Source organism: Streptomyces phaeolivaceus (assembly GCF_009184865.1).
In the GTDB taxonomy this organism is placed as follows: Bacteria; Actinomycetota; Actinomycetes; order Streptomycetales; family Streptomycetaceae; genus Streptomyces; species Streptomyces phaeolivaceus.
In genome coordinates this window covers 2887457-2914227 of sequence record NZ_CP045096.1, presented here as the reverse complement: position 1 = coordinate 2914227, position 26771 = coordinate 2887457, and the positions used below count along the sequence as shown (strand labels likewise).

Annotated in this window: 21 protein-coding genes; 13 read left to right on the top strand and 8 right to left on the bottom strand. The window is 70.3% G+C overall.

Translation table 11 applies throughout. The features are described 5' to 3' along the window. Nucleotides 1-26 precede the first annotated feature (26 nt). Nucleotides 27-989 (bottom strand): metal ABC transporter substrate-binding protein, encoded by a 963-nt coding sequence (locus tag F9278_RS13595; RefSeq protein ID WP_152168566.1) that lies wholly within the window; start codon nucleotides 987-989, stop codon nucleotides 27-29. A 215-nt stretch (nucleotides 990-1204) separates the two neighbouring features. Here F9278_RS13595 and F9278_RS13590 point away from each other — a divergent pair, with 215 nt between their 5' ends. Beyond that, nucleotides 1205-2587, top strand: a complete 1383-nt coding sequence (locus F9278_RS13590; protein WP_152168565.1) for a glycine--tRNA ligase — start codon at nucleotides 1205-1207, stop codon at nucleotides 2585-2587. A gap of 96 nt (nucleotides 2588-2683) precedes the next feature. Here F9278_RS13590 and F9278_RS13585 read toward each other — a convergent pair whose 3' ends face one another. Then, nucleotides 2684-3799 carry an endonuclease/exonuclease/phosphatase family protein gene (locus F9278_RS13585; RefSeq protein WP_152168564.1) on the bottom strand — a complete coding sequence of 372 codons (1116 nt, stop codon included), beginning with the start codon at nucleotides 3797-3799 and terminating at the stop codon, nucleotides 2684-2686. 141 nt (nucleotides 3800-3940) lie between these two features. Between F9278_RS13585 and F9278_RS13580 the strand changes: the two genes are divergently transcribed. The 3 genes from F9278_RS13580 to F9278_RS13570 all read left to right on the top strand — a co-directional run bounded on the left by F9278_RS13580 (nucleotide 3941) and on the right by F9278_RS13570 (nucleotide 6717). After that, nucleotides 3941-4972: a DUF4394 domain-containing protein gene (locus F9278_RS13580; protein WP_152168563.1), complete on the top strand. Its 1032-nt coding sequence runs from the start codon at nucleotides 3941-3943 to the stop codon at nucleotides 4970-4972. A 114-nt stretch (nucleotides 4973-5086) separates the two neighbouring features. Further along, the gene (locus tag F9278_RS13575; protein WP_152168562.1) at nucleotides 5087-6103 is read left to right on the top strand and encodes an aldo/keto reductase; all 1017 of its coding nucleotides are present in this window, start codon (nucleotides 5087-5089) and stop codon (nucleotides 6101-6103) included. A 26-nt stretch (nucleotides 6104-6129) separates the two neighbouring features. Further along, nucleotides 6130-6717 (top strand): TetR/AcrR family transcriptional regulator, encoded by a 588-nt coding sequence (locus F9278_RS13570; protein WP_152168561.1) that lies wholly within the window; start codon nucleotides 6130-6132, stop codon nucleotides 6715-6717. A 298-nt stretch (nucleotides 6718-7015) separates the two neighbouring features. Here F9278_RS13570 and F9278_RS13560 read toward each other — a convergent pair whose 3' ends face one another. After that, complete coding sequence (locus F9278_RS13560) at nucleotides 7016-7480, bottom strand: VOC family protein (protein ID WP_152168560.1); 465 nt, start codon at nucleotides 7478-7480, stop codon at nucleotides 7016-7018. Nucleotides 7481-7501: 21 nt separating this feature from the next. Here F9278_RS13560 and F9278_RS13555 point away from each other — a divergent pair, with 21 nt between their 5' ends. Next, nucleotides 7502-8185 carry a CGNR zinc finger domain-containing protein gene (locus tag F9278_RS13555; RefSeq protein WP_152168559.1) on the top strand — a complete coding sequence of 228 codons (684 nt, stop codon included), beginning with the start codon at nucleotides 7502-7504 and terminating at the stop codon, nucleotides 8183-8185. A 41-nt stretch (nucleotides 8186-8226) separates the two neighbouring features. Beyond that, nucleotides 8227-8631 carry an SRPBCC domain-containing protein gene (locus F9278_RS13550; protein WP_193241464.1) on the top strand — a complete coding sequence of 135 codons (405 nt, stop codon included), beginning with the start codon at nucleotides 8227-8229 and terminating at the stop codon, nucleotides 8629-8631. Between the two features lie 12 nt (nucleotides 8632-8643). Here F9278_RS13550 and F9278_RS13545 read toward each other — a convergent pair whose 3' ends face one another. The 3 genes from F9278_RS13545 to F9278_RS13535 all read right to left on the bottom strand — a co-directional run bounded on the left by F9278_RS13545 (nucleotide 8644) and on the right by F9278_RS13535 (nucleotide 11967). Next, entirely contained in the window at nucleotides 8644-8850 is a 207-nt protein-coding gene (locus tag F9278_RS13545; RefSeq protein WP_152168557.1) for a hypothetical protein, read from the bottom strand. A gap of 426 nt (nucleotides 8851-9276) precedes the next feature. Next, the gene (locus tag F9278_RS13540; protein WP_152166950.1) at nucleotides 9277-10455 is read right to left on the bottom strand and encodes an IS701 family transposase; all 1179 of its coding nucleotides are present in this window, start codon (nucleotides 10453-10455) and stop codon (nucleotides 9277-9279) included. A 66-nt stretch (nucleotides 10456-10521) separates the two neighbouring features. Continuing rightward, nucleotides 10522-11967: an MFS transporter gene (locus tag F9278_RS13535; RefSeq protein WP_152168556.1), complete on the bottom strand. Its 1446-nt coding sequence runs from the start codon at nucleotides 11965-11967 to the stop codon at nucleotides 10522-10524. Nucleotides 11968-12126: 159 nt separating this feature from the next. Between F9278_RS13535 and dusB the strand changes: the two genes are divergently transcribed. Both dusB and F9278_RS13525 read left to right on the top strand, forming a co-directional pair. Next, on the top strand, nucleotides 12127-13275 hold the full coding sequence (gene dusB / locus F9278_RS13530) for a tRNA dihydrouridine synthase DusB (RefSeq protein ID WP_152173844.1): 1149 nt from the start codon (nucleotides 12127-12129) through the stop codon (nucleotides 13273-13275). A gap of 147 nt (nucleotides 13276-13422) precedes the next feature. Next, nucleotides 13423-14463, top strand: coding sequence for a polysaccharide pyruvyl transferase family protein (locus F9278_RS13525; protein ID WP_193241463.1), 1041 nt, complete (start codon nucleotides 13423-13425; stop codon nucleotides 14461-14463). A 208-nt stretch (nucleotides 14464-14671) separates the two neighbouring features. On the opposite strand, the gene F9278_RS13520 is transcribed toward F9278_RS13525, so the two are convergent. Together F9278_RS13520 and F9278_RS13515 are read right to left on the bottom strand one after the other, a co-directional pair. Beyond that, the gene (locus F9278_RS13520) at nucleotides 14672-16612 is read right to left on the bottom strand and encodes an amylo-alpha-1,6-glucosidase (RefSeq protein WP_152168554.1); all 1941 of its coding nucleotides are present in this window, start codon (nucleotides 16610-16612) and stop codon (nucleotides 14672-14674) included. Further along, nucleotides 16609-18252, bottom strand: coding sequence for an MGH1-like glycoside hydrolase domain-containing protein (locus F9278_RS13515; RefSeq protein ID WP_152168553.1), 1644 nt, complete (start codon nucleotides 18250-18252; stop codon nucleotides 16609-16611). The genes F9278_RS13520 and F9278_RS13515 overlap by 4 nt, the downstream gene beginning before the upstream one ends. A gap of 258 nt (nucleotides 18253-18510) precedes the next feature. Here F9278_RS13515 and F9278_RS13510 point away from each other — a divergent pair, with 258 nt between their 5' ends. The 5 genes from F9278_RS13510 to F9278_RS13490 all read left to right on the top strand — a co-directional run bounded on the left by F9278_RS13510 (nucleotide 18511) and on the right by F9278_RS13490 (nucleotide 26651). Next, nucleotides 18511-19710, top strand: coding sequence for an ROK family transcriptional regulator (locus F9278_RS13510; RefSeq protein ID WP_152173843.1), 1200 nt, complete (start codon nucleotides 18511-18513; stop codon nucleotides 19708-19710). A gap of 435 nt (nucleotides 19711-20145) precedes the next feature. After that, nucleotides 20146-22893 carry a pyruvate, phosphate dikinase gene (gene ppdK, locus F9278_RS13505; protein WP_152168552.1) on the top strand — a complete coding sequence of 916 codons (2748 nt, stop codon included), beginning with the start codon at nucleotides 20146-20148 and terminating at the stop codon, nucleotides 22891-22893. Between the two features lie 285 nt (nucleotides 22894-23178). Next, nucleotides 23179-23601, top strand: a complete 423-nt coding sequence (locus F9278_RS13500) for a hypothetical protein (RefSeq protein WP_152168551.1) — start codon at nucleotides 23179-23181, stop codon at nucleotides 23599-23601. 129 nt (nucleotides 23602-23730) lie between these two features. Continuing rightward, nucleotides 23731-24354 carry an ABC transporter ATP-binding protein gene (locus F9278_RS13495; RefSeq protein ID WP_226967287.1) on the top strand — a complete coding sequence of 208 codons (624 nt, stop codon included), beginning with the start codon at nucleotides 23731-23733 and terminating at the stop codon, nucleotides 24352-24354. After that, nucleotides 24351-26651, top strand: coding sequence for an FtsX-like permease family protein (locus tag F9278_RS13490; RefSeq protein WP_152168549.1), 2301 nt, complete (start codon nucleotides 24351-24353; stop codon nucleotides 26649-26651). The genes F9278_RS13495 and F9278_RS13490 overlap by 4 nt, the downstream gene beginning before the upstream one ends. The last annotated feature ends 120 nt before the right edge of the window (nucleotides 26652-26771 follow it).

Genomic DNA, 26771 nt, shown 5'->3' with positions numbered 1-26771 from the left:
CTGCTGCCTCCGGATGATCGACAAGGTCATTTGGCTCCCAGGGCGCTGCGGAGGGCCTTGAGGTTGGCTTCCTGGACCGAGAAGTAGTCCTTGCCGCGCGACTTCTCGGTGATGCCCTCGATCGGGTCGAGGACGTCCGTCTTGAGGTTCGCGTCGGCGGCGATGGTCTTCGCGGTCTTGTCGCTGACGAGTGTCTCGTAGAACACCGTGGTCACACCGTCGGCCTTCGCCATCTTCTCAAGTTCCTTGACCCGCGCGGCACTCGGCTCGGACTCGGGGTCGAGACCGGAGATGGCCTCCTCGGTGAGACCGTAGCGCTCGGCGAGGTAGCCGAACGCGGCGTGCGTGGTGATGAATACCTTGGTGTCCGTGTTCTTCAGGCCGTTCTCGAACTGGTCGTCCAGCGCGCCCAGCTTCATGACCAGGGCCTCGGTGTTGGTCTTGTAGGTGTCCGCGTGGTCGGGGTCGGCCTTCTCGAAGGCCGCGCCGACACCCTTGGCGACCTCGGCGTACTTCACGGGGTCGAGCCAGATGTGGGGGTCGTTGCCCGCCAGCTCCTCGTTCTCGTGCTCGTCGTGCTCGGCCGAGTGGCCGCCGACCTCGTTGCCGTGGTGCTCCATGGTGGTCAGCGTGGCGGCGTCGATCCTCGTCTTGAGCCCGGACTGCGCGACCGCGTCGTCCACGGAGGGCTGGAGACCCTTGAGGTAGAGCACGGCGTCCGACTCCTGGAGCGCGGCGGTCTGCTTGGCGCTGATCTCCAGGTCGTGCGGCTCCTGGCCGGGTTCGGTCAGACTGGTGACGTTCACGTACTTCCCGCCGATCTGCTCGGCGAGGAAGGCCATCGGGTAGAACGACGCGACGACGTCGAACCTGTCCGTGTTGCCGGCGGCGGCACTGTCGGTGGAGCAGGCCGAGAGCGTGGTGAGGCTCAGGGCGGCGGCCGCGGTCGCCGCCGCGGGTATCAGGACTCGTCGTCGTACTGCGTTCATGACAGTCATTTTCATCTTATCTGGAAACGATTGTCAACAAGCCGGGTGGTAAGCCCTTGGTAAGGCCTATGTCCGGTCTGACACCGAACCGAACCGAACCGATTTGATTGCGGGGCGGCCTCCGCCGGTAATCTGAGGCATTCGCTCTGAAGCGCGTTCGCTTCCCTCCCGGAGCGCATCGCTTCGTCGCCCGTCGTCGTAATGAAGAGAGCACCGTGGCCGCCGACAAGATCGACACCATCGTCAGCCTGAGCAAGCGCCGTGGCTTCGTATTCCCGTGCAGCGAGATCTACGGCGGCCAGCGTGCCGCCTGGGACTACGGACCGCTGGGTGTCGAGCTCAAGGAGAACATCAAGCGTCAGTGGTGGCGCTACATGGTGACGTCGCGCGAGGACGTGGTCGGTATCGACTCGTCCGTCATCCTGGCCCCCGAGGTCTGGGTCGCCTCCGGCCACGTCGCCACCTTCTCCGACCCGCTCACCGAGTGCACCTCCTGCCACAAGCGGTTCCGCGCGGACCACCTGGAGGAGGCGTACGAGGCGAAGAAGGGCCGTCTCCCGGAGAACGGCCTCGCGGACGTCAACTGCCCCAACTGTGGCACCAAGGGCCAGTTCACCGAGCCCAAGCAGTTCTCGGGTCTGCTCTCCACGCACCTCGGCCCCACCCAGGACACCGGCTCCGTCGCGTATCTGCGTCCCGAGACCGCCCAGGGCATCTTCACCAACTTCGCCCAGGTGCAGACCACCTCGCGCCGCAAGCCGCCGTTCGGCATCGCGCAGATGGGCAAGTCCTTCCGCAACGAGATCACGCCCGGCAACTTCATCTTCCGCACCCGCGAGTTCGAGCAGATGGAGATGGAGTTCTTCGTCAAGCCGGGCGAGGACGAGAAGTGGCAGGAGTACTGGATGCAGGAGCGGTGGAACTGGTACACCGGCCTGGGTCTGCGCGAGGAGAACATGCGGTGGTACGACCACCCGCAGGAGAAGCTCTCCCACTACTCCAAGCGCACCGCCGACATCGAGTACCGCTTCCAGTTCGGCGGCAACGAGTGGGGTGAGCTGGAGGGCGTCGCCAACCGCACCGACTTCGACCTCTCCGCCCACTCCAAGGCCTCCGGCCAGGACCTGTCGTACTACGACCAGGAGTCGAGCGAGCGGTACACGCCGTACGTCATCGAGCCGGCCGCCGGTGTCGGCCGCACGATGCTGGCCTTCCTCCTCGACGCGTACACCGAGGACGAGGCGCCCAACGCCAAGGGCAAGCTGGAGAAGCGGACGGTGCTGCGGCTCGACCACCGCATCGCGCCGGTGAAGGTGGCGGTGCTCCCGCTGTCCCGCAACCCCGAGCTGTCCCCGAAGGCGAAGGGGCTCGCGGCGGCGCTGCGGCAGAACTGGAACATCGACTTCGACGACGCGGGCGCGATCGGGCGCCGTTACCGCCGCCAGGACGAGATCGGTACGCCGTACTGCGTGACGGTCGACTTCGACACGCTCGACGACAACGCGGTGACCGTGCGTGAGCGGGACTCGATGAAGCAGGAGCGGGTTTCCCTGGACCAGATCGAGGGTTACCTCGCGGGTCGGCTCGTGGGCGCCTGAGGGGTTGCCTTGTTCAGGTGATTGAGCGGCCGCGGGTTCGTCGTGGCCGGTCGCGCAGTTCCCCGCGCCCCCGTGGTGGGCCGGGGAACTGTGTGTTCACAGGTCCAGGTCGGCGAAGAGGGCCGCGTGGTCCGAGGCCTGGTCGAGTTTCGACGTGACCGTGGTGAAGGACTCGAAGGTTCTCGGGGCCCAGATGCCCCGGCGCTCCACGCCGACGTGCGTCACCCGGTCCCACAACTCGGGGCTGAACATGAGGTAGTCGAGCTTCTGTTCGTCGCGCTTGCCGGTGCCGTGGGTGCCGGGGGGCTGGGTGCCGTAGCTGTCGTGGGTCATGGCCTCGCGCAGACCCGCGTCGAGGAGGAGCTTGATGGGGGGACTCGCGAGGGAGTCGTTGAGGTCGCCGGCGACGACGACCCGTGACGAGCGGGCGAGCGCGGCCTCGTAGATCTCCCTGACCCGCCTGGCCTGCGCCCTGCGGCGTTTGTCGTTCTCGGAGGCCTTGCCGAAGCCCTTGCTCTTGAAGTGGTTGCCGAGGATCCACAGCGGCTCGTCGCCGACCTCCACCTCGAACTCGGGGCAGTCCCGGCTGAACACCGGCGTGCCGTTGTCGCCGAGGTCGAAGATGTGCGACCGCACGGAGGTGACCGGGAAGCGGCTGAGGATGCCGACGTCGATTCCCCGGCTGTCGTTGCCGTCGACGAGCAGATTGAACGGGTACGGGTCGTGCCCCAGCGTGCCGCCCAGCACCTGGGTGTTGAAGCGGTCCAGGGTGAGCCGGTCCTCGACCTCCACGGTGAGCAGGATGTCCGCGTCCACCTCGGCTATCACCCGGGCGGTGTTCTCCACCGCGTCCCAGCTGATGTCACCGCGCACCAGCTCGGCCCAACCGGACCACTTGGGCCGCCCCTTGGCGACGATCTTGATGGCCGGGCCGCCCGTCGTGGACACCGTGTAGAGCTTGGCGCCGCCCCGGGGCTGGTTGACGAGGAACGGTCGGCGGCTGCCCGGGTTCGAGTCGTGCGCGTCGTGCTTCACGATCAGCTCGGCGATCCGCGCCCTGTCCGCCTCCTGGTAGATCTCCTTGCCGAGGAGAGCGACCAGTTCGGTGAAGTCGTCCAGGACCTCCTTGCGCCGCGCGTCGTCGTCGAGGCCGAACACCGTCGGCCGGCGGAAGAGGTTCTCGGCGTTGAAGGTGGCGATACGTATGGTCACCCCGCAAATTCTCCGAGAGCGGATGAATCGTGTCCAACGGAATGACAATTCCCGTAGGTGACCAATCCGGACCCGCGCCCGCGCCGAAGAAGGGGGCATACGGCCCGCAGGGGGCGGGCCGAGCGGATCACGGGGGCGTATATGCGCAAGCAAGCGATCATCGGCGTACTCACGATGGCGGTGGCGATCGGGACGGTCGGCGCGGTCGGGGCGGGAGCGCTGGGCGGATCATCCGGGTCATCCGGGTCATCCGGATCGTCGGCATCATCTGGATCGTCCGGGTCGTCCGGGTCGTCGGCGTCGGCCGAGGGCTCGCAGGACGGCTCCGCCGGTCTCGGGGCCGGTGTCGAGTCCGTCGAGTCCGTCGAGTCCAAGGGGGGCGCTCCGGGCGGTGGGGCGAAGGTGCCCGGAGGCCTGAAGGCCGTCGGGCTCACCGCCGACCAGCGGCTCGTCGTCTTCCGCGTCGACAAGCCGGCCGCCGCCGTCCCGCTCGGCAGGCTGGACGGCCTCAAGGGCGACACAAGGCTCGTCGGCATCGACTACCGCGTCCAGAACAACAAGCTGTACGGCGTCGGCGACCGGGGCGGCATCTACACGATCCGCGAGGTGGGCGCCAAGGCCACCAAGGTCTCCCAGCTCACGGTCGCCCTCCGGGGCAAGGCGTACGGGGTGGACTTCAACCCCGCCGCCAACCGTCTGAGGGTGATCAGCGACACCGGCCAGAACCTCCGCCACAACCTCGACGACGCCCAGGGCGCCCCGGCCGCCGGTACCACAGCCGTCGACGGCACCCTGACCAACCCGCCGGTGCCGCCCGCCACGGCCGGTGTCACGGCCCAGGGGGTGACCGGGGCGGCGTACACCAACAACGACCTCGACACCACGACGGCGACCACCCTCTTCGACCTCGACACCGCCCAGGACCGGGTGTCGGTCCAGTCCCCGGCCAACACGGGCAGCCTCGCGCCCACCGGCAACCTCGGCGTCGACGCCCCGCCGTCCTCCGGATTCGACATCTACAGCTCGACGGGCGGCGGGGTGAACGCCGGGTACGCGGTGACGGGGAATCGACTCTTCGGCGTCGACCTGCTGACGGGGAAGGCGAGCCCGGCGGGCGCCTTCCCGAAGGGACGGCAGGTGGTGGACCTGGCGATACCGCTGCGGCAGGGCTGACGGAGAGCGGGGAACGGCGAAGCCCTACTGACGCATGACAGCTAACAGATGACAGCTAACAGCTAGCAGATGACAGATATTGAAATCTGTCATCTGTCATGTCATTGTGGGGGCATGACGACGACACCGCAGACCCGCACCCTCGGATCCACCGGCCCCCAGGTCTCCGCCCTCGGCCTCGGCTGTATGGGTATGTCCGCGTTGTACGGCGAGGCCGACCGGGCCGAGTCGATCGCGACGATCCACGCGGCCCTCGAAGCCGGTGTGACCCTGCTGGACACGGGCGACTTCTACGGCATGGGCCACAACGAACTGCTGATCGGCGAGGCCCTGCGCGCGGCGCCCGCCGCACATCGGGAGCAGGCGCTGACCAGCGTCAAGTTCGGGGCGCTGCGTGACCCGGACGGAGGCTGGTCCGGATACGACGGCCGCCCGGCGGCGGTGCGGAACTTCGCCGCGTACTCCCTGCAGCGCCTCGGCACCGACCACATCGACGTCTACCGGATCGCGCGGGTCGACCCCGACGTCCCGATCGAGGAGACGGTCGGCGCGATCGCGGAGCTGGTGGAGAAGGGGTACGTCCGCCACATCGGCCTGAGCGAGGTCGGCGCGGAGACGATCCGCCGGGCCGCCGCCACGGCCCCGATCACGGACCTCCAGATCGAGTACTCGCTCATCTCGCGCGGTATCGAGGACGAGATCCTGCCGACCACGCGGGAGCTGGGCATCGCGGTCACGGCGTACGGCGTGCTCTCCCGGGGCCTGATCTCCGGCCACTTCACCCGTGACCGGCAGCTGGCGGCGGGGGACTTCCGGGCCTTCTCGCCCCGCTTCCAGGGGGAGAACCTCCAGCACAACCTGGACCTGGTCGACGCCCTGCGGAAGATCGCCGAGCAGAAGGGGGCGTCGGTCGCGCGGATCGCGATCGCCTGGGTGCTGTCGCGCGGTGAGGACATCGTCCCGCTCGTCGGGGCCCGCCGCCGGGACAGGCTGGCCGAGGCGCTGGGCGCGCTGGAGGTGACCCTGGACGCGGCCGACCTGGCGGCGATCGAGGACGCCGTCCCGGCCGACGCGGCGGCGGGCGACCGCTACCCGGCGGCCCAGATGGCACACCTCGACAGCGAACGCTGATCGTCGCGCCGGGTACGGTTCCCCCCATGTCACCGACGTCCGAGATCCTGACCGCCGAGCGCATCCTCGAAGCGACCGAGGAGGTCCTGCGCCGCCATGGGCCCGCCAAGGCCACCGTGGTCGACGTGGCCCGCGCGCTCGGCGTCAGCCACGGCAGCGTCTACCGCCACTTCCGTACGAAGGCGGTGCTGCGGGAGGCGGTGACCAAGCGCTGGCTGGACCGTACGACGGCGACGCTCACCGCGATCGCCGCCGGGGACGGCGACCCCGAGGCGCGGCTGCGGGCCTGGCTCGCGGCGCTCTTCGAGGCGAAGCGCCGCAAGGCGGGTGACGATCCCGAGCTGTTCGCCACGTACCACGTCCTGGCCGAGGAGAACGGCGAGGCCGTCGGCACGCATATCGCCGACCTCACCGCCCAGCTCGCCCGCGTCATCGAGTCCGGCACCGAGTCCGGCACCTTCACCCCCACCGCCCCCACCCCCACGGCCCGAGCCGTCTTCCACGCCACGGCCCGCTTCCACGACCCCTCCTACGCCCCCACCTGGCAACAACCGGACATCGAGGCCCAGTTCGAGGCGGTCGTGGAACTGGTGGTGCGGGGGTTGCGGGTCTGAAGGGGCCGGGGCGGGCACCCCGTCTCCTGCGGCGGATCGAAATGGTCCACCGAGGTGACATGGACGGTCGTCGGCGGTATGCCGACCCGGCACACGTCACCCGGGGCCAGCGACTCCGGCGGGGGATCGGTACGGAAGAGTTCCGGTTCGCCGTAGGGGTGGGGCGCGGTCTCCGTCGACAGGGCCACCACGCCGTTCCAGTGATGGAAGTCGCTGCCCGTGTCCACCCGCCACCACGGGCTGCCCGCAGGGCACTTGCCGGGCCCCGTCGCCGGGCGGCTCCCACACCTGCACCCACCTACGCCGCGCAGAACTCGTTCCCCTCCGGATCCCGCAGCAACCACCAGTGCCCCGCCGGACCCCGGTCGAACTCCTCGACGCGGGTGGCGCCCAGGGTTTCCAGGCGGGTGACCAGGGAGGTCAGGCCGTCGGGGCCCGCGTGGATGTCGATGTGGAGGCGGTTCTTGACCGTCTTGGGCTCGGGGACGTCCTGGAAGAGGAGGCGGCGGCCCTTGCCGATGCCGGTGAAGGGGTCGTACGGGTCGTCGGGGTGGCGGACGGCGGCGTAGCCGCGGAAGACGTGGTGGCCGTTGTGCTCGGCGACGGCGGCCTCGGGAAGGTCGCCCGTGGCCAGGAGATGGGTGATGAGCGCGCTCGGGTCCTCCACCTCGTAGCCCAGCGCCGCGGCCCAGAAATCGGCCAGGGGCTGGGCGTCCCGGGTGTCGATGACCAGTTTCCAGTTCAGTGCGGTGGTCGTAGCCATGTAACCGGTTATATTGGTTACATGGGTTCGACGTCCAGGGCATCGGCTGCGAAGGGGGTGTCGGGAGTGTCGGCAGCGGATGGCATCCGGCTGCGGTCCTACTCCGGGAACGTCTACCGGTTCGATCCGGGCGCTCTCTGTCTGGAGCTGCTCGTCACCGGCGGCCCCGGCGCCCTGACCCGCCACGAGGTGCTGCACACCCCCGACGACCTGGTCGCATGGGCCGATCAGTCCCGGCTCACCCCCACGCCCCTCGCTCTCCACATCACGGCGGACGACGTGGCGTACGCCCGACGGCTGCGCGACGCGCTGACCCGTACGGTCGTCTCCCGCGTCGTCGGCGGCACCGGGCTCCCCGAGCTGGGCGTAGCCCCGGCGGACGCCGCCGACCTCGCCCTCGTCAACGAGGCCGCGGCCCGCCCCCCGCTCGCCCCGGCGATCGGCGCGGACGGCACCCGGACCTGGGCCACCGGAACGGCGACCGGCGCGCAGCTCCTCTCCACGGTCGCCCGCGACGCCGTCGACCTCCTCACCGGGCCGTACGCGGAACGCATACGGATGTGCGCCGGCGACCGCTGCTATCTCCTCTACGTCGACACCTCACGCCCCGGCCGCCGCCGCTGGTGCTCGATGGAGCACTGCGGCAACCGCCACAAGGTCCGCGCCCACCGGGTACGCCGCTCCGGGACCGCCCCGGTCGAGTAGCGGTCCGGTCCGGCAGCACTCCACGAGAAAGGGTGATCCCCATGGCCACGCGATCCACCGGACTCACCAAGGACGCCGGATGGCAGGTCGGTGTCTCCCGCACCCTGCCCCAATCGCCCTCCGCCGTATGGGAGTTCATCAGCGGGCCGCGCGGGCTGGAGCTGTGGCTCGGGGCCGGGGCGCGGCTCGCTCCCGAGCGCGGCGCCGCGTACGAGACCGACTCGGGCGCCACGGGTGAGGTGCGCGGCTATCGGCCCGGTGACCGTATCCGTGTCACGTACGGCGAGACGACCGTCCAGGTCGCCGTCTCGGCGGCCGGGGGCGGCAGGTCGGTGCTCGTCTTCCATCAGGAGCGCATGGCCGGCCCCGAGGAGCGGGAGCACCAACGGGGCCACTGGCAGCATGTGATGGACCAGGTCGCCGAGGCCCTCGATCAACTGGCCTGACCGTGGGCGGTGTTACGAGTCCGTCGGGTCCACCGTCGCCTGGTGGGCCTCGGCGAGGTGTTCCTCGGCCTTCAGCCACGGCAGGAACTGCGCGCCCTTGCGCCAGCCACAGGTGTCGCATCTGATCGTGCGCTGCGCCCCGGAGCGCTGGACCCGCACGGTGTGTTCCCGCCCGTGCTGGTCCCAGCGGCTCACCTTGCTCGTGTTGATCTGCTGCATGCCGTCTCCAGCCGTGGTCCGCGAGTCCTCGTGAGTCCGTGAGGAGTGTGCGGGAAGACGAACATCAACAGGGGAGATTGAACGATGAGTTATCCCATTGGTTACCCCGCCCCTCGGGTGCCCCCTCCCTCATCCCCATCCCTCCTTCCTCCTTCCTCCTTGCTCCTCTCCTCCCTCATCGCACCACGCGCGGCAATCCGAGGCTCGGCCCCACGGTCAGTGCCACTCCGGCCAGTTGGACCAGCAGGGTCGTCACCAGCGCGTCCCGCATCCCCATGGCCTAGTACTGCAACCGCATCTGCGGGTTGTGGCCTCGGCGTTTGTAGTGGGAGCGGCGGGCACGGGCCTGGCTGCGTCGTCGGAAGCGTGACCAGTGCAGATGATGGTCGTTGCTGTGGTGGCGGGGCGTGACGATGATGTGGCCGATCAGTCGGCGGATCTCCGGGACGCTGAGGGGTATGAGGTCTTGCTCGTCGTTCGCTCCGCCCCTTTTGCGGCTTCTGCGGCGCGGACGGCGGTCAGGTAGGCGAGGGCGGCCATGGCCAGGGTGATGTGGCGGTACCAGGCCCGGTAGAGCCTCACCTGGTAGTGGTCCAGGCCGCACTCGCCCTTGGCGGTCTGGAAGCACTCCTCCACCGCCCACCTCGCGGCGGCTACCTTGACCAGGTCTTTCAGCCGGGAGGCCACCGATCCGTAGCAGACGTAGTAGGCGATCTCGGTGGGGTCGCTGATGCTGCGGCGGGCCAGAACCCAGTGCCCGAAGCCGTTCTCCCAGTACGGGCGGATGGCGACGCGGGCCCAGTCGTAGATCCGTTCGCCGTGCGCGCCCTGGCCCCCGGAAACCCGCTTCCACGCTTGCCTGGGCAGGGCGGCGACCAACTGGTCCACCCTGGCGTCGCCGCCGTCCGCCGTGGTCACGGTGTCGTTGACCTTGGTGGCCAGTACGTGCGCGATCCTGCGTTCCTCCAGCCATACCCGCAGGTGCTTGACCTGCCCGTATGCCTCGTCAGCGGTGACCCACGCGAACGGGATGCCTGCGTCGACGGCACGTTGCAGCATCCACTTGCAGTGCTCATTCTTGGTCGCGAAGGGGATCTCGTCGTCGATCCCGGCTGCGCGGCAGCGCTCACGGTCATCCGTCCAGGAAACGGGGATGTAGAGCTCACGGTCGATCAATGCCCGCCCCCTGGCGGAGGCGTAGGCCAGGAAGGTCCCGATCTGGCAGTTCTCCGTGCGGCCGGCGGTACCTGTGTACTGCCGCTGGACTCCGGCGGACTTGGTGCCCTTCTTCAGGAAACCGGTGTCGTCGCAGATCAGGACCGCGTTCTTGGCTCCGATGGTCTCCACGACGAAGTCGCGCACATCGTCGCGGACCGCGTTCTCGTCCCAGTCGGAGTGGTTGAGCAGGCGCTGGACGCCGTCCGGGCGGAGCTGCCCGACCTGCTCGGACAGCGTCCACCCGTTCTTCTTCTCCAGCGGCGCGACGAGTCCGTTCAGGTAGTCCAGCGCCCGCTCGCGGGGCTCCGACCTGCCGAAACGGTGGGCGAACCGGGCATGGAGCCCGGCCACCCCCTCGGACCACGACTCGACCTGCTCAACCGTCAGCGCATCAGCACACAGTCATACCAACGAGACCGCCGACCATCCGTCACGCCAGATGCGGTTGCAGTACTAGGGCCGAACCCCCGCCGAGTCCCGTACCTCCGGTGACTCCAGGCGTTCGGCCGTGCGGTCGGCGGTGTGGCGGGCCCAGGTGCCTGTGGTGAGGGCACCGACGATCAGTACGACGAAGCCGCAGGCCGTGAGGATCCACCAGGCGGGGCGGGCGGCCGAGACGAAGGAGTCGGCGTACGAGGAGGCGCCGATGCCCGCCGCCAGGACCGCGCCGATGACCGCGACGCCCAGGGTCTGGCCGATCTGGCGGCTGGTGGAGGCGACCGCGGCGGCGACACCGGCCTGGGCGCGGGGCATGCCGGAGACGGCCGTGTTGGTGATGGGCGCGTTGACGAAGCCGAAGCCGAGGCCGAAGAGGACGTAGCCGATGACGAGGGTGACGTTCCCGGTCTCGGCCTCGAACGCGGCGAAGAGCACCCCGCTCGCGGTCATCGCGACCCCGGCGATGAGCAGGGGCAGCCGCGGGCCCCGGCTGCCGACCAGCCGTCCGGCGATCGGCGCGCAGACGAAGCACAGGAGCGCCATCGGGAGCATCCACAGACCGGCCTGCAGGGCGTCCAGGCCGCGCACGTTCTGCAGATACAGCGTCGACAGGAAGAGGAAACCGCCGAGCGCGGCGAACGCGCTGACCGCGATCACGGTCGCCCCGCTGAACGGGGCCGAGCGGAAGAAGCGCAGGTCGATCAGGGGTTCGTCGCGGCGGGGCTCGTAGCGGAGGAGGGCGAGGAGCGCGGCGAGGGCGACACCGGCGAGGGCCAGGGTCTCGGCGAGGGGCGCGGTCGGCGCCTCGATGATCGCGTACGTGAGGGAGCCGAGCAGCGCGATGACGAGGAGCTGTCCGACGGGGTCGGGGCGGCGGGCCTTCGCCGCACGGGACTCGGGGACGTACCGCCAGGTCAGCAGCAGCGCGGCCAGACCGACCGGCAGATTGATCCAGAAGATCGAGCGCCAGCCGACCGACTCGACGAGGAGCCCGCCGATGATCGGGCCCGCCGCCATCGAGATGCCCACCACCGCGCCCCACGCGCCGATCGCCCGCGCCCGCTCGCGCGGGTCCGTGAACGTGTTGGTGATGATCGACATCGCGACCGGGTTGAGCATCGAGCCGCCGACCGCCTGCACCATCCGGAACGCGACCAGCGATTCGAGGTTCGGGGCGAGGGAGCACAGCAGCGAGCCGACGGAGAAGACGACCAGGCCCGCCATGAAGACCCGTTTGCGGCCGATCCGGTCCGCCGTCGACCCGGCCAGCATCAGCAGCGCCGCGAGGACGAGGGTGTAGGCGTCGATGGTCCACTGGAGCCCCGCGAGGCTCGCGTCGAGATCGCGCTGCATCGAGGGCAGGGCGACATTCAGGACGGTGTTGTCCAGGCTCACGATCAGGAGGCTGGTGCAGCAGATCGCGAGCACCAGCAGACGGCGGCGGCGGCTGAGCTCGGGCATGCGCCCCATCGTACGCTCGACTCAATAGTGCGCCTAACTAATGAATCGCCGGACGTGTTCGTCCGTGCGCGTGACGGGCGTCAGTCCGCGTGCGCGACGGGGCAGGGTCCGTGCGCGTGACGGGTCCGCGATCGGGTGCGGGACAATGGGGAGATGTCCATGCCCTCGAACGCGCCCGCCGCGCCGCTCCGGATCGGCCCGCACATCGTCTCCCCGCCCGTCGTCCTCGCCCCCATGGCCGGGATCACGAACGCGCCCTTCCGCACCCTGTGCAGGGAGTTCAGTGGTGGCAAGGGCCTGTTCGTCAGCGAGATGATCACCACGCGGGCGCTGGTCGAGCGCAACGAGAAGACCATGCAGCTGATCCACTTCGACGCGACCGAGAAGCCGCGCTCGATCCAGCTGTACGGCGTGGACCCGGCGACCGTCGGCAAGGCCGTCCGCATGATCGCGGAGGAGGGCCTCGCCGACCACATCGACCTCAACTTCGGCTGCCCTGTCCCGAAGGTCACCCGCAAGGGCGGCGGCTCCGCGCTGCCGTACAAGCGCCACCTGCTCCGGGCCATCCTCCGCGAGGCCGTGAGCGGCGCCGGCGACCTCCCGGTCACCATGAAGATGCGCAAGGGCATCGACGACGACCACATCACCTACCTCGACGCCGGCCGGATCGCCGTCGAGGAGGGCGTCACGGCCATCGCCCTGCACGGCCGCACCGCCGCCCAGCACTACGGCGGCACCGCCGACTGGGACGCCATCGCCCGCCTCAAGGAGCACGTCCCCGAGATCCCCGTCCTCGGCAACGGCGACATCTGGTCCGCCCGGGACGCGCTGCGCATGGTCCGCGAGACCGGCTGCGACGGAGTGGTCGTGGGGCGCGGCTGCCTGGGCCGCCCATGGCTGTTCGCGGACCTGGTCGCCGCCTTCGAGGGCCGGCCGGACGACATCGCGGCGCCGACCCTCCGCGAGGTCGCCGCCATCATGGTCCGGCATGCCACGCTCCTCGGCGAGTGGAGCGGCGACGAGTCCAAGGGCGTCGTCGACTTCCGCAAGCATGTGGCCTGGTACCTCAAGGGCTTCGCCGTCGGCTCCGAGATGCGCAAGCGGCTCGCCATCACCTCCTCCCTCGCCGAACTCCGCGCCGGGCTCGACGAGTTGGACCTCGACCAGCCCTGGCCGGCCGGCGCCGACGGCCCTCGCGGCCGTACCTCCGGCAACAACCGCGTCGTCCTGCCCGACGGCTGGCTCAAGGACCCGTACGACTGCGCGGGCGTCGGCGAGGAAGCCGAACTGGACACGTCCGGGGGCTAGTTGATTCGGTTCTGCCCGTTCTGTCGGCGTTCCGGTCGTTGTGCGGCCGGTTTCCGTCATCTCGGAATGAGTGGGGAAATGTCCGGGTAGCGCCTTTTGGTGTGCGGAGCGAACGAGACACCGAAGACGTCAGGACCCCCCTCCTACGTGCCCCACTGCGCGCACCATGTCTCGTACGTCCTCACCGTCCTGGACCGCCTGGTCCCGGCCGGCACCCGGTGCGCGGTCATCGGCGCCCCGCTGAACTCCAACGTCGGCGACAGCGCGATCTGGCTCGGCCAGCGCGCGCTGCTCGGCGCGCTCGGGGCCGACGTCCGCTACGCCTGCGACCTGATGTCGTACGACGCCGGGCATCTCGCGGCCTGCCTCCCGGACGGCCCGATCATGCTGACGGGCGGCGGCAACCTCGGCGACCTGTGGGAGGACAGCCAACTCCTGCGCGAACAGGTCCTACGGGACTTCCCGGACCGCCGGATCGTGCAGCTGCCGCAGTCCGTGCACTTCACGGACCACACCAACCTCACCCGCGCCCGCCGTGTCTTCGACGCCCACCCCGATCTGACGCTGCTGCTGCGCGACCGGCACAGCCTGCACCGCTGCCGCACCGTGTTCGAGGCCCCCGCGCTGCTCGCCCCCGACCTGGCCTTCGCCGTACCGCCGGACGCGCTCACCGGCGGCACGGTCGCCCATGACGTGGTCTGGCTGGCCAGGGAGGACAAGGAGTCCGCGAAGGGCCCACCGGCGGGCCGGGGAGCCGCACGGAGGGGCCACTCCGGCCCGTACGTCTTCGACTGGACCCGGGAGGGCGCCGACCTCGACTGGCGCCGGGCCAAGGAGGCCCTGTGGCGGAGCCGGGCCCGCGCCCTGTGCCGCGCCGGTTCCGGCGACCCGCCCGGCGCGGTCCCCGCCCTCCTCGCCGCCTACGACGGCCTGGCCCGTCTCCAACTCGCGCGCGGCTGCCGCCTGTTGACCGCAGGCCGCGTCGCCGTCACCGACCGCCTCCACGGCCATGTCCTCGCCCTCCTCCTCGGCCTCCCCCACATCCTCGTCGCCGACCGCTACGGCAAGGCCCGCAGCCACTGGGAGACTTGGACCACCCACCGCCCCCCGACCACGCAGTGGGCGTGGACGGAGGGGGAGGCGAGGCAGAGGGCGGGGCGCCTGCTGGAGGCCCTCCGGGCCCCGTAAGGGGCGCGGGGAACTGCGCGAGAAGCCCCACGCACCCGCACCCGCCGATGCACAGGTACCCCCGAGCTACTAGGTCCTGTCGTCAAATTTCCGCCTGCCCCGCGACGCCCGGCACGCTCCCCCACTCTCGGCTTCGCTCGACCGGGAGGTACCCCCACGACGCCGCGGGGCCGCCCTCCGGGCGACCACGGGAAGGTGACGACAGGCGCTAGGCGCCCCCCACCGCGGTCAGCAACGCCAAGGGCGCCGCTGCGGACCGAGCCTCCCGAACACACGCATGCGGATACGGCACCGGCACCGGATGCGTGTCCCGCGCGTACCCCGCAAGAACCTCCGGCAGCCGGTACCCGGCTGCCACCGCCGTGTCCACCATCCCCGCCGCCACCGCCCGCGCCTCGTCGTGCAGCCCGTACCGCGCCAGCCCCAGCGTGATCAGCGCGTTGTCGTGCGGCCACACCGACCCCCGGTGGTACGACAGCGGGTGGTACGCGGGCTGCCCGGCGGCCAGCGTCCGCACGCCCCAGCCGGAGAAGAAGTCGGGCTCCAGCAGCCGCCGCCCCACCAGCTTCCCGTACTCCTTGTCCAGCAGCCCCGACCACAGCAGATGCCCGGCGTCCGAGGCGAGCGCGTCGACCTGCCGCCCCTCGCTGTCCAACGCCAGCGCGGGGAAGTCGTGTCGGGGCATCCAGAAGTCCCGCTGGAAACGGTCGCGGAGGTCACCGGCGGCCTGCTCCAGGAGCGCCGCGTACACCTCGTCCTCCCACACCGTGCGGGCCAGCACGGCGGTGCGGCGCAGCGCGTCGTACGCGTAGCCCTGCGCGCCCGCCGCCATCACCGGCCCGGCGGCGGGCCGGCTGCCGTCGGCGGAGCAGATCGAGCCGGGGGAGTCCTTCCAGTTCTGGTTGGCGAGGCCGCCCTGGTCGGCGCGGTAGACGAGATAGCCGCGCGAGGTGAGGCCGCCGTGGTCGAGCATCCAGCCGATCGCGGCGCGGGCGTGGGGTTCGAGGCGGCGGGCCAGGGTGACGTCGCCGGTCTGCTCGACATACGTGCCGAGGAGGACGAGGAAGAGCGGGGTCGCGTCCACCGAGCCGTAGTAACGGCCGTACGGAACCTGCCCGAAGTGCGCCAGTTCGCCGTGCCGCATCTCGTGCACGATCTTGCCGGGCTGCGCCACCGAGCCGATGCCGACCTCGGTGGCCTGGGCGGCGGCGAGCGCGAGCAGGGTGGCGGCGGCCGGCTCCGGCCGGTAGGGGAGGGTGAACAGGGAGGTCAGCAGGGCGTCCCGGCCGAGGAGGGTGAGGAACCAGGGCGCTCCGGCCGCCGGTACCCGCAGGGTCTCGCCGTCCGGGCCGGCCGCCGAGACCTGGAGCGCGGCGAGATCCGCGAGGCCCCGCGCACAGGCGGCGGCCAGCTCCGGCCAGCCGGTGGGGAAGGCCACGCCCTCCACGAACTCGTCCTCGGCGGACCGGAGTTGCTCGTGCACGGCGACCGGTGAGCGCGGTACCCGGATGGCGCGCCGGTCGCCGTGCGGCCGGGCCATCACCCGCAGGGTCAGCTCCGTCGAACCGTGCGGTGCGACATCGAGCGCCCAGACGAGCCGTCGCGCCCCCGTCCCGGTCTCCTCCACGCTGTCCGGCGCGGGCTCGGCCGTCACCGTCGTACACGACCGCCACTCACCGCGCCGGTAGCTGAACTCCACACCGTCGTCGAGGACTTCGCGCTTCCTGACGACACCGCTCTTGGCGTACGTACGGAAGTCGGAGCGCAACTCGAACTGGTCGGTGAAGTCGGCGTCCGCGGTGATCGCGATCCGGACCGTGGTCGCCACCGGGCGATTGCTGGTGATACGCAGCGTCTCCACGAACGCGCTGTCGGAGACGGCCTGTTCACGGAAGAGCGTGTACGCGGCCGGCTCCCGGCGCCCGCCCCGGGGCACCAGCACACAGCGCGCGGTGTCACCGTCGGCGACCGGTGTGAGCGTCTCGGGAACCGCGCCGTCGACGGTCAGCTGCCACCGGCTCAGATGCCGGGCGTCCCGGACGAACAGCCCGTCCGGTGAACTGCCGCCCCGCACCCCGCTGATGTCGCCGCCGTCGCCCACGGCGGCGAACGTCCCGCCGCGCACGAGCAGGTGATGCCGGTCCGTCATCCCCGGTCCCCTCCCTGGTCACTCATGCCGAACACGACCTCGTTGTCGTGGTGTTGTGGTCCGTCGTGCGGACGGTCGTGGTGTCGTCCGTCGTGCGGTTGGTGGTGCGATCCGTCGTGCGGGGCGAGGCGCGGCCCATGGCCGTCGTGATCCTGACCCGACCCGAGGTCGGACCCAGGGTCGGACCCGAGGCCGGGTCCGTGGTCCGGGTCGCCCTGGTGCAGCAGGTCGAGGGTGAGCGCGGCCGTCCAGCCGAAGCCGAGCGCTCCGCAGGCCTCGCCGGTGTACGGGTCCACGTACTCGGCGAACCCGGACGCGCCCGCGGTCTCCAGCAGCCCCGCCCGCAGCGCGTCGGCCCGCCCCAGTTCGCCGTGCAGCCGAAGGCCGCGCTCCAGCAGCCAGTTGGTGTTGAACCAGGCCGGCCCGCGCCAGTAGCGGTGCGGATCGAACGCCTCGCCGGTGAGGTCGTACGAGGGCACCAGCCGGGTGGTGTCGCCGAGCCCGAAGCGCGGGCCGTGGACCGTGCGCACCAGGGCGGCGACGAGGTCGCGGGGGAGGCCGGGGAGCAGAAGAGGAATCAGACCGGAGACGCCGCGCTCGGGGATCAGCGCGTCCGTGGTGACGTCCCGGCAGAGGAACATCCCCTCCGCCGGGTCCCACAGCCGCTCCACCAGGGCCGCCGTCAGACGCTCCGCGCGGGCGCGCCGGCCCGTGCCCGGTGCGCCCAACTCCTTCGCGATCAGGGCGAGGGCGTGCTCGGAGGCGATGAGGAGGGCGTTGAAGGCGGGGTCCTCGACGGCGAACCCGCCGGGCCCGGCCGCGCCCCCGCCCCCGCCACCGCCCCCGCCACCGTTCCGCACACCCGTCCGGTCCCGGTACCCGGCGTCCCGGTAGTCCGCCGCCAGCCGCACATACCGTCCGTAGTCCAGATCCGTCGGCCGGTCCTCGGCCGCGCCGTGGTCGAGGTCGGCGCGGCGGAAGGAGCGGGCCGGGGCCGGGACGATCCGGGCGAGGGGCGCGTCCCAGGCGGGGCTGTTGTCCATGCCCTGCTCCCAGGGGTGGACGACCGAGGCCAGCCCGCCCCCGCCCAGATCGCGGCGGTGCAGCAGATAGCGGTGCCAGGCGGCCAGTCGCGGATACACCCGGGACAGGAAGCCGCGCGCCCGCGACAGCCCCGGGTCCGCCCGGTGCACCAGCCACGCCGCCAGCGCGTGCACCGGCGGCTGCACGATCCCCGAGGTCTGGGTGGTGAGCGGGGCGCCCGCGGCCCGTCCCGCGGTCGAGGAGCGCCAGAAGTCGGGGCTCGGGAAGTACGCGTCGAGCGGCACGGAGGGGTTGAAGACGATGTGCGGGATCCGTCCGTCGCCCCACTGCGCGGCGAACAGCGTCTCCAACTCGGTCTGCGCGCGCAGCGGCGACAGATGCCGCAGTCCGATCGCGATGAACGCCGAGTCCCACGACCACTGGTGCGGATACAGCTTGCGCGAGGGCACCGTGGACCGGCCCGTCCAGTTGTCGGCCAGCACCTGGGCCGCCGCGCGCCGCAACGGAGGTGACGGCACGGCCGGATCGTATACATCGCGTCCGACGTGCCCACCCGCGCCGGGGCGACGTGCGGTGAGCTGGGTTGTGCGGTCCACGCAGGGCTCCCTGAGGACAAGGTGCCGACCGGTTCGGCAGTGGCTACCGTAGGGTTACGTCTACTTAACACGCAAAACTCAATATGTAATGCAGAGTTGGTGAACGCAAGAGGGTGAGCGGGAACGGATTCCCCGGGGGCCGCGACAATGGCGGCACCGGGGACGGCATGCGAACCGCATGGGAACCGCGTGCCAACCGCATGGGAACCGGACGAGAACGACATGACGACATGACGACATGAGCGAAGGGCCGTGAAGGTGGGCAGTCACGCCGGTGCCGGAGATCTGCTGGAGCTGGTCCGCAGCGGCCGGGCCGTCACCCGTGGCGCGCTCCAGCAGGCCACGGGGCTGTCCCGGGCCACGGTCGGCCAGCGTCTGGACCGGCTCTTCCGCGCGGGCTGGCTCCGCGAGGGCGCCGGAGGCCCCGTCGGCTCACCCCTCGGCGGCCGTCCCTCCATCACCCTGGAGTTCGACGACGAGCACGCGGTCGTCCTCGCCGCCGACCTCGACACCCGCCACGCCCGCGCCGCCGTCCTCTCCCTCACCGGCGAGATCCAGGCCGAGCACACCGGCACCCTGGTCATCGAGGAGGGCCCCGATGCGGTCCTCGACGAACTCGGGCGCTGGTTCGCCGAGTTGCTGGAGAAGGCGGGCCGGCCGGCCGACGCGGTCTGCGGCATCGGCCTCGCGGTGCCCGGCCCGGTGGACACCGACACCGGCCGCGTGGTCCAGCCGCCGATCATGCCCGGCTGGGACGGCTACGACATAAGGGCCCGCCTGGCCCGCGCCTTCACCGCACACGCGGACGGCCCGGCCGGAGTCCCGGTCCTCGTCGACAACGACGCCAACCTCATGGCGTACGGCGAACAGCGCACCGGATACCCCGACTGCTCGGCGTTCGCGCTGGTCAAGGTCTCCACGGGGATCGGCGCGGGCGTGGTGGTCGGGGGCTCCATATATCGCGGCATCGACGGCGGCGCCGGGGACATCGGCCACATCCGGGTCCCGCAGGGCGCGGAGGCGCTGTGCAAGTGCGGCTCGTACGGCTGTCTGGCGGCGGTCGCGAGCGGCGGCGCCGTGGCCCGACGGCTGGCGGAGGCGGGGGTTCCGGCGGCCTCGGGATCGGACGTACGGGATCTGCTGACCGCCGGGCATCCCGGGGCGGCGGCGCTCGCGCGGGAGGCGGGCCGGGTCGTCGGGGACGTCCTGGCGACGGTGGTGACCCTGCTGAACCCCGGAGTTCTGATGATCGCCGGTGATTTGGCCGGAACCCCCTTCCTCACGGGCGTACGCGAACTGCTCTACCAGCGGGCCCTGTCCCGCTCCACGGCCCATCTGGACGTGGTCACCTCGAAGCTGGGGGAGCGGGCGGGCCTGGTGGGGGCGGGTGCGCTGGTCGTCGAGCATCTGTACGCGCCGGAGCGGGCCGAGGCGCGGTTGGCGGCGCTGGGGGTGTGAGGGTGCGCGAGGCGTGCGAGGGGGTGTGACGGGCGTGTTTCCGTCCCGAGAGGTGGTCCGCATGGTGAAATTCGCGCCCCTCCGACTGCGTGATTCTCGCCACCCCTGATAGGGGTTGCGCTCAGATGAGCGAATCCTCGGCGACTCTGCGACTTCAAGGGGTGGCACTGGGTGCCACCCTTTGATCGTTCATCGAGCGAACTCAGGCGTGCCGATACCCGCTCATGTGAGCGCCGTGGGGGGTGGGTGGGGGTGGTGACGTTCAAGAAGTGAACACATCCCGGCGTTGTTCCTTGCCAAGCCTTGACTTTCGATCTCCTGGCGGACGGGTGGTTACAGGCGCATGACGCGCAAGTGGACGTACCCAGGTGCCTTCGATCTGGGTATGTTCCTCGCCGTCAGGGCAGCCACCGCGTCCTCAAGGAGTTGGGACCTGTGTCGGAAAACAAAGATCCCCACGTAGGCCACGTAGCTCAGAGTGTTGAGGGCGTGAAGTTTGTTTATGACTTCACCGAAGGCAACAAGGACCTCAAGGACCTGCTCGGCGGCAAGGGCGCGAACCTCGCCGAGATGACCAACCTCGGTCTCCCCGTGCCCCCCGGCTTCACCATCACCACCGAGGCCTGCAAGGTCTACCTGGACAGCGGCGACGAGCCCGCGGCACTCCGTGACGAGGTCACCGCCCACCTGGTCGCCCTCGAAGAGAAGATGGGCAAGAAGCTCGGCCAGGCCGACGACCCGCTCCTCGTCTCGGTCCGCTCGGGCGCGAAGTTCTCGATGCCGGGCATGATGGACACGGTCCTGAACATCGGACTGTCGGACAAATCGGTCCAGGGTCTGGCCAAGCAGGCCGGCGACGACCGCTTCGCCTGGGACTCCTACCGCCGCCTCATCCAGATGTTCGGCAAGACCGTCCTCGGCGTCGACGGCGACCTCTTCGAGGAGGCCCTGGAGGCGGCGAAGACGGCCAAGAAGGTCGTCGTGGACACCGAGCTGGAGGCGGCCGACCTCAAGAGGCTCGTCACCAAGTTCAAGAAGATCGTCAAGACCGAGGCCGGCCGGGACTTCCCGCAGGACCCGCGCGAGCAGATGGACCTCGCCATCCACGCGGTCTTCGACTCCTGGAACACGGACCGGGCGAAGCTGTACCGCCGCCAGGAGCGCATCCCGGGTGACCTGGGCACGGCCGTCAACGTCTGCTCGATGGTCTTCGGCAACCTCGGCCCCGACTCCGGCACGGGCGTCGCCTTCACCCGCGACCCGGCCAGCGGCCACCAGGGCGTGTACGGCGACTACCTCCAGAACGCCCAGGGCGAGGACGTGGTGGCGGGCATCCGCAACACCGTCCCGCTGGCCGAACTGGAGTCGATCGACAAGAAGTCGTACGACCAGCTGATGCAGATCATGGAGACGCTGGAGAACCACTACAAGGATCTCTGCGACATCGAGTTCACCATCGAGCGCGGCCAGCTGTGGATGCTGCAGACGCGGGTGGGCAAGCGCACCGCGGGCGCGGCCTTCCGTATCGCCACCCAGCTCGTCGACCAGGGCCTGATCGACGAGGCCGAGGCCCTCCAGCGGGTCACGGGCGCCCAGCTCGCGCAGCTGATGTTCCCCCGCTTCGACGAGGACGCGAAGGTCGCGCAGGTCGGCCGCGGTATCGCCGCCTCCCCGGGCGCGGCGGTCGGCAAGGCGGTCTTCGACTCGTACACGGCCGTGAAGTGGTCGCGTTCGGGCGAGAAGGTCATCCTGGTCCGCCGCGAGACCAACCCCGACGACCTCGACGGCATGATCGCGGCCGAGGGCATCCTGACCTCGCGCGGCGGCAAGACCTCCCACGCGGCCGTCGTGGCGCGCGGCATGGGCAAGACCTGTGTCTGCGGCGCGGAGGAGCTGGAGGTCGACACCAAGCGCCGCCGGATGACGGTGCCGGGCGGTCACGTCGTCGAGGAGGGCGACCTGATCTCCATCGACGGTTCGTCGGGCAAGGTGTACCTGGGCGAGGTCCCGGTCGTCCCGTCCCCGGTCGTCGAGTACTTCGAGGGCCGGATGCACGCGGGTGCCCAGGACGCCGACGAACTGGTCGAGGCGGTCCACCGCATCATGGCCTTCGCCGACCGCAAGCGCCGGCTCCGCGTCCGCGCCAACGCCGACAACGCCGAGGACGCGCTGCGCGCCCGCCGCTTCGGCGCCCAGGGCATCGGCCTGTGCCGTACGGAGCACATGTTCCTCGGCGACCGCCGCGAGCTGGTCGAACGCCTGATCCTGGCCGACACGGAGACGGTGCGCGAGGAGTCCCTGAAGGCGCTCCTCCCCCTCCAGAAGCAGGACTTCATCGAGCTGTTCTCGGCGATGGACGGCCTCCCGGTGACGGTCCGTCTCCTCGACCCGCCGCTGCACGAGTTCCTGCCGGACATCACGGAACTGTCCGTCCGCGTGGCCCTGGCGGAGTCCCGCCAGGAACCCCACGAGAACGAGCTGCGCCTGCTCCAGGCCGTCCACCGCCTGCACGAGCAGAACCCGATGCTGGGCCTGCGGGGCGTACGTCTGGGCCTGGTGATCCCGGGTCTCTTCACGATGCAGGTCCGCGCGATCGCCGAGGCGGCGGCCGAACGCAAGAACGCCAAGGGCGACCCGCGCGCCGAGATCATGATCCCGCTCGTCGGCACGGTCCAGGAGCTGGAGATCGTCCGCGAGGAGGCGGACGCGGTGATCGCGGAGGTGGAGGCGGCGACGGGTACGCGGCTGAAGCTCTCGATCGGCACGATGATCGAGCTGCCGCGCGCCGCCCTGACCGCCGGGCAGATCGCGGAGGCGGCGGAGTTCTTCAGCTTCGGCACGAACGACCTGACCCAGACGGTGTGGGGCTTCAGCCGGGACGACGTCGAGGCCTCCTTCTTCACGGCGTACCTGGAGAAGGGCATCTTCGGAGTCTCCCCCTTCGAGACGATCGACAAGGACGGCGTCGGCTCCCTGGTCGAACTGGCCGCCGAGGCCGGCCGCGCCACCCGCCCCGACCTCAAGCTCGGCGTCTGCGGCGAACACGGCGGCGACCCGGAGTCCGTCCACTTCTTCCACGAGGTGGGCCTCGACTACGTCTCCTGCTCCCCGTTCCGCATCCCGGTCGCCCGACTGGAGGCGGGGCGGGCGGCCTCGCAGTCCACCGGCAGCGACCACCGCTGAGCCCTTCGGGGCCGACACAAACCCCGGAACCGCCGCTTGTCCCCGACCGACCCTCACCGATGGGCGGCGGTTCCGGATCACGAAAGAGGGCGGCATCCCGTGCGGGGGGTGCCGCCTTCTTGGTTTGGGGGGTGTGCGCTTGCGTGCCTTCGATGGTGGCGTGCTTCAAGATCACCTGAATCGGTGGTGATTGGGTTGGCCGATCGTTTCTTTGCGTGCTCGTGGCATTACAGTCCGTGATTCCTGGTGGCTGCTGGGGTCACCGGTCGATGCGGAGGTGCGCGCATGAAGAGGGCGATGGTCGGGGTTGTGGCTGCGGGGCTGCTTTTCGCGGGGGCGGGGGCGGCGCTCGCGTCGGCACAGGAGGGGAGCATTCCGAAGCTCGAAACGCGGGGCGTCGAGTTCTTGGAGGGGCGCTACAAGTTCAACCCGCCGGGCGTCAACCACGGGTCCTTCGAGTGGTCCGGGCTGCTCCGAGACGCCATCGCGAGTGACGGTCACAACGTGTACGTGCAGGTCAGGGTCGAGGGGCACGGTTGGGCGCGATATTACGGAAAGCAGCGGAGGACGGTGCGCATGCACCACTCCGACTGGAGCGGTGCCCAGCGCTACACGGATGACGCCAGCATCCGAGTGTGCCGTGATCGTGGCTCGCTGCGCCCGGACAACTGCTCCCCGACCCAGAAGTTCGCGTACCGCCGCGACTGAGCCCTTCCCGCATTCACAGCCCAGGCGGTCTCGCCTGGGCTCGTGCTCTTTTCCTAGGGGAACGAGATCGATACATCAGAAGTCCTTTCCGCCAAGGGAGTCGACCTTCTCTACGGAGAGACTCCCGCCATCAGGAACGCGGAGATCTCCCTGCGCCGGGGCGAGGTCGTGGCGATCACCGGACAGAGCGGGTCCGGTAAGTCGTCCCTGCTGTACTGCCTGGCCGGGGTACTACCGGTGGCTCGCGGCGAAGTCCGCTTCGAAGGACGACGTCTCGCGGAACTCGACGACGAGGAACTCAGCGAGTTGCGCAGGGAACGCTTCGGGTTCGTCTTCCAGTACGGCGAACTCCTGCCGGAGTTGACCGTGGAGGAGAACACCGCGCTGCCGTTGCGGCTCGCCGGGCAACGGAAGAAGGAGGCACTCGCCGCAGCCGGAGAGGTGCTGGGACGGCTCGGTCTCGCCGACCTGCGAGAGCGGCGGCCCTCGCAGGTGTCCGGCGGGCAGAGCCAACGGGTCGCGGTGGCCCGTGCGTTGGTACACCGTCCGGCGGTCGTCTTCGCTGACGAGCCGACCGGATCGCTCGACACCTCCAACGCGACAGCCGTACTGGACGAGTTCCTGACCCTCGCGCGCTCGCAGGGCACCGCCGTGGTGCTGGTGACACACGACTCCCAGGTGGCCGCACGCGCGGACAGCCGCTTCACGATGTGCGACGGCATCCTCTCGACCGAGGTACGGGAGGTGTCGTGAAGGAACTCCTCCTGGGGCTACGGCTGTTACTGGGTGCCGGACGCGGGAGCCGTGTGCGTTTCCTGCTGATGGTCGCGGGCAGCTCGATCGGTGTGTGCTGCTTGGCCGTTGTCCTTGCGATTCCCGGGATCCTGGACGCGCAGGACGGCCGTAAGGCGGCACGTGTCCCGGACTGCATCCGGGAGGCGAGCGGGGTGAACTGTGTCGCGTCCGAGGGCGACCCCTACGAACTCACCAGGACGGACCCTTATGGCTCAGAGCCCCTCACCCGTGTCTTCGTGGCACGGGGCAGCAGGAGTATCGAGCCTCCACCGGGCCTGAAGAGGCTCCCTGGCCCGGGTGAGTTGTTCGTCTCGCCCCGGTTGCGCAATGCGCTCCAACAGGAGGCGAGCCTGGACCAGTTGCTGCCGGGTGAGGACAGGGGAACCATCAGCCCGCAGGGGCTGGCTCACCCCGACGAGCTGTACGCCTACGTGGGTGTCGGTCGCGACGAACTCGAAGGTGGCGGCGACCGTGTGACGACCTTCGGCAAGAGCTACGCCGACGAGCCCACCTTGGAACCCTCGACGCTCGACATCGTGCGCTTCACCCTTGCCGGTGTCGTGCTCCTCCCGCTGGCCGTGTTCCTCTCCGTGTGCGCCAGACTCTCCGCCGCCGCCCGTGCCCGACGACTGGCGGCCCTGCGTCTGTTGGGCCTGAGTCGGAAGGGCACCCAGCGAGTCAACGCCGCCGAGACCGTCGCGGCAGCGTTGTTCGGGGCAGTGCTGGGACTGGGCGTCTACTGGATCACCAACCAGCTCGTCTCGCGGATCGGCCTGCCCGGCTTCAAGTGGTATCCCTCAGACGGCGCGCTGACCCTGTCCACGATTCTGATCTGCGGCGTCGGCTGCCCGACACTCGCGTGGTTCGTGGGCCGGGCGAGCGCCAGGAAGGCCGCGGCGAACCCCCTGGCCGTCCGGCGCAGCGCTGTGGAGAAGGCACCCGGCAAGTGGGGGCTGCTCCCCCTGGTCCCGGGCATGGGCATCGTGGCCGGGTACTGCGTGGCCGGCGCGACAGGCCACCCGCCCAGGGACACCGCACTGTCGTCGGTGCTCATGCCCCTCGCCGTCGTCCTGGTCGGTACCGGGCTCGTGACGCTGCTGCCGGTCTTCTCGCGGAGCCTTGCCCAGAAGGTGGCCCGCTCCACTCAGTCGGTCTCCCTCGGCCTGGCCATGCGGCGCAACGAGACCGAACCCGGAGGCGCGCTGCGGGTGGCGACGGGGCTGGTGATTCTGGTCTTCGCGGCGTCGCTGGTGCAGGGAGTGCTGATCGAGCTGGATCAGGTCTCCAAGAACACGTCCCCCGTCCAGACGTACAACATCTCCCTCGCGGGGACCACGGCCGACCGCCAGCGAGCGTGGGAGGAGGTGAAGGGGGTCCGGGGGCACGCGGTCGTCATGGCGTCACGGTCGAACTCCGGCGTCGGCAGCTGGGCTCCGAGCCTCGAAGCCGTGGTCGCCACGTGCGAGCAGTTGCGCCGCATGGTGAGGAAGGCCGACGGCTGCGTCGAGGGTCGGCCCATGCTGTTGTGGGACCCCGAGCAGGTCGCGACGGACGTTCCCGAGCCAGGGGCGCGTTTCCCCTTCGACCTGCGGTACGACGGGCATCACCGGGTCATGCACGTGAAGGTGCCGCGAGAAAGACTTCGGTACAGCGACGACGTCGGACTCCCTGTCTTCAACAGCGGCTCCGTACTGCTGCCGCCCTCGGCGGTTCCCGCAGGGCACCGCCCCGAAACCGCCACCCTCACCCTCCTCAGCGGCTCCGCCCCCGAAACCGTCCGCCAGGTCCTCGACGGCATCGGTGGTGTGGACCCCACCACGGAGGTCGACACGCCGGGGGTGGTCGTGACGTCGTTGCAGCAGATCACCGTGGTGAAGAGCCTCCTGGGCATCGGCATGGTCCTGGGCCTGATCATCGGCGTAGCCGCCTACCTCGTCGCCGCCACCGACCGTGCCGTGGAGCGCAAGCCCCAGGTCACCGCGTTGTCCTTGCTCGGGGCCCGGCCTCGGACGCTGCGGGCCGTGCAAGTCGCCCAGGTGGTGGTCCCGTTGGCCGTGGGGCTCGCCCTGGCCGTGGTCGCCGGCAAGCTGGCCGAGTCCAGCTATCTCGTGACCGGCGGCGGTGCCGTCTACTGGGACGGCGCCGGAATCCCCCTGCTGCTGGCCTGCGCGCTCGGCGCGGTCGCCGTCGCCGCCGTCGGCGCGCTACCGCTCGTCGGACGCCGGATCGACCCGGAGCTGATCCGTCGGGACTGACGGACGACCGATTTGGCGCGCGGCACTGTCGTGCCGCGCGCCAAATCCACTGGCTGCCGCCTCGATTCCGCCGATACCGTCGCTCTCCCCGGCCGACCGAACCCCCGGTCGCCGTGTTCA

Bases quoted from the DNA above. Each gene is read 5' to 3' on its own strand.
- F9278_RS13520 (WP_152168554.1), bottom strand. From the start codon at position 16,612: ATGACGGACCGGCATCACCTGCTCGTGCGCGGCGGGACGTTCGCCGCC.
- F9278_RS13545 (WP_152168557.1), bottom strand. From the start codon at position 8,850: ATGCAGCAGATCAACACGAGCAAGGTGAGCCGCTGGGACCAGCACGGG.
- F9278_RS13575 (WP_152168562.1), top strand. From the start codon at position 5,087: ATGACGACGACACCGCAGACCCGCACCCTCGGATCCACCGGCCCCCAG.
- F9278_RS13555 (WP_152168559.1), top strand. From the start codon at position 7,502: ATGGGTTCGACGTCCAGGGCATCGGCTGCGAAGGGGGTGTCGGGAGTG.
- F9278_RS13535 (WP_152168556.1), bottom strand. From the start codon at position 11,967: ATGCCCGAGCTCAGCCGCCGCCGCCGTCTGCTGGTGCTCGCGATCTGC.
- dusB (WP_152173844.1), top strand. From the start codon at position 12,127: ATGCCCTCGAACGCGCCCGCCGCGCCGCTCCGGATCGGCCCGCACATC.
- F9278_RS13560 (WP_152168560.1), bottom strand. From the start codon at position 7,480: ATGGCTACGACCACCGCACTGAACTGGAAACTGGTCATCGACACCCGG.
- F9278_RS13570 (WP_152168561.1), top strand. From the start codon at position 6,130: ATGTCACCGACGTCCGAGATCCTGACCGCCGAGCGCATCCTCGAAGCG.
- F9278_RS13500 (WP_152168551.1), top strand. From the start codon at position 23,179: ATGAAGAGGGCGATGGTCGGGGTTGTGGCTGCGGGGCTGCTTTTCGCG.
- F9278_RS13550 (WP_193241464.1), top strand. From the start codon at position 8,227: ATGGCCACGCGATCCACCGGACTCACCAAGGACGCCGGATGGCAGGTC.
- F9278_RS13595 (WP_152168566.1), bottom strand. From the start codon at position 989: ATGAACGCAGTACGACGACGAGTCCTGATACCCGCGGCGGCGACCGCG.
- F9278_RS13580 (WP_152168563.1), top strand. From the start codon at position 3,941: ATGCGCAAGCAAGCGATCATCGGCGTACTCACGATGGCGGTGGCGATC.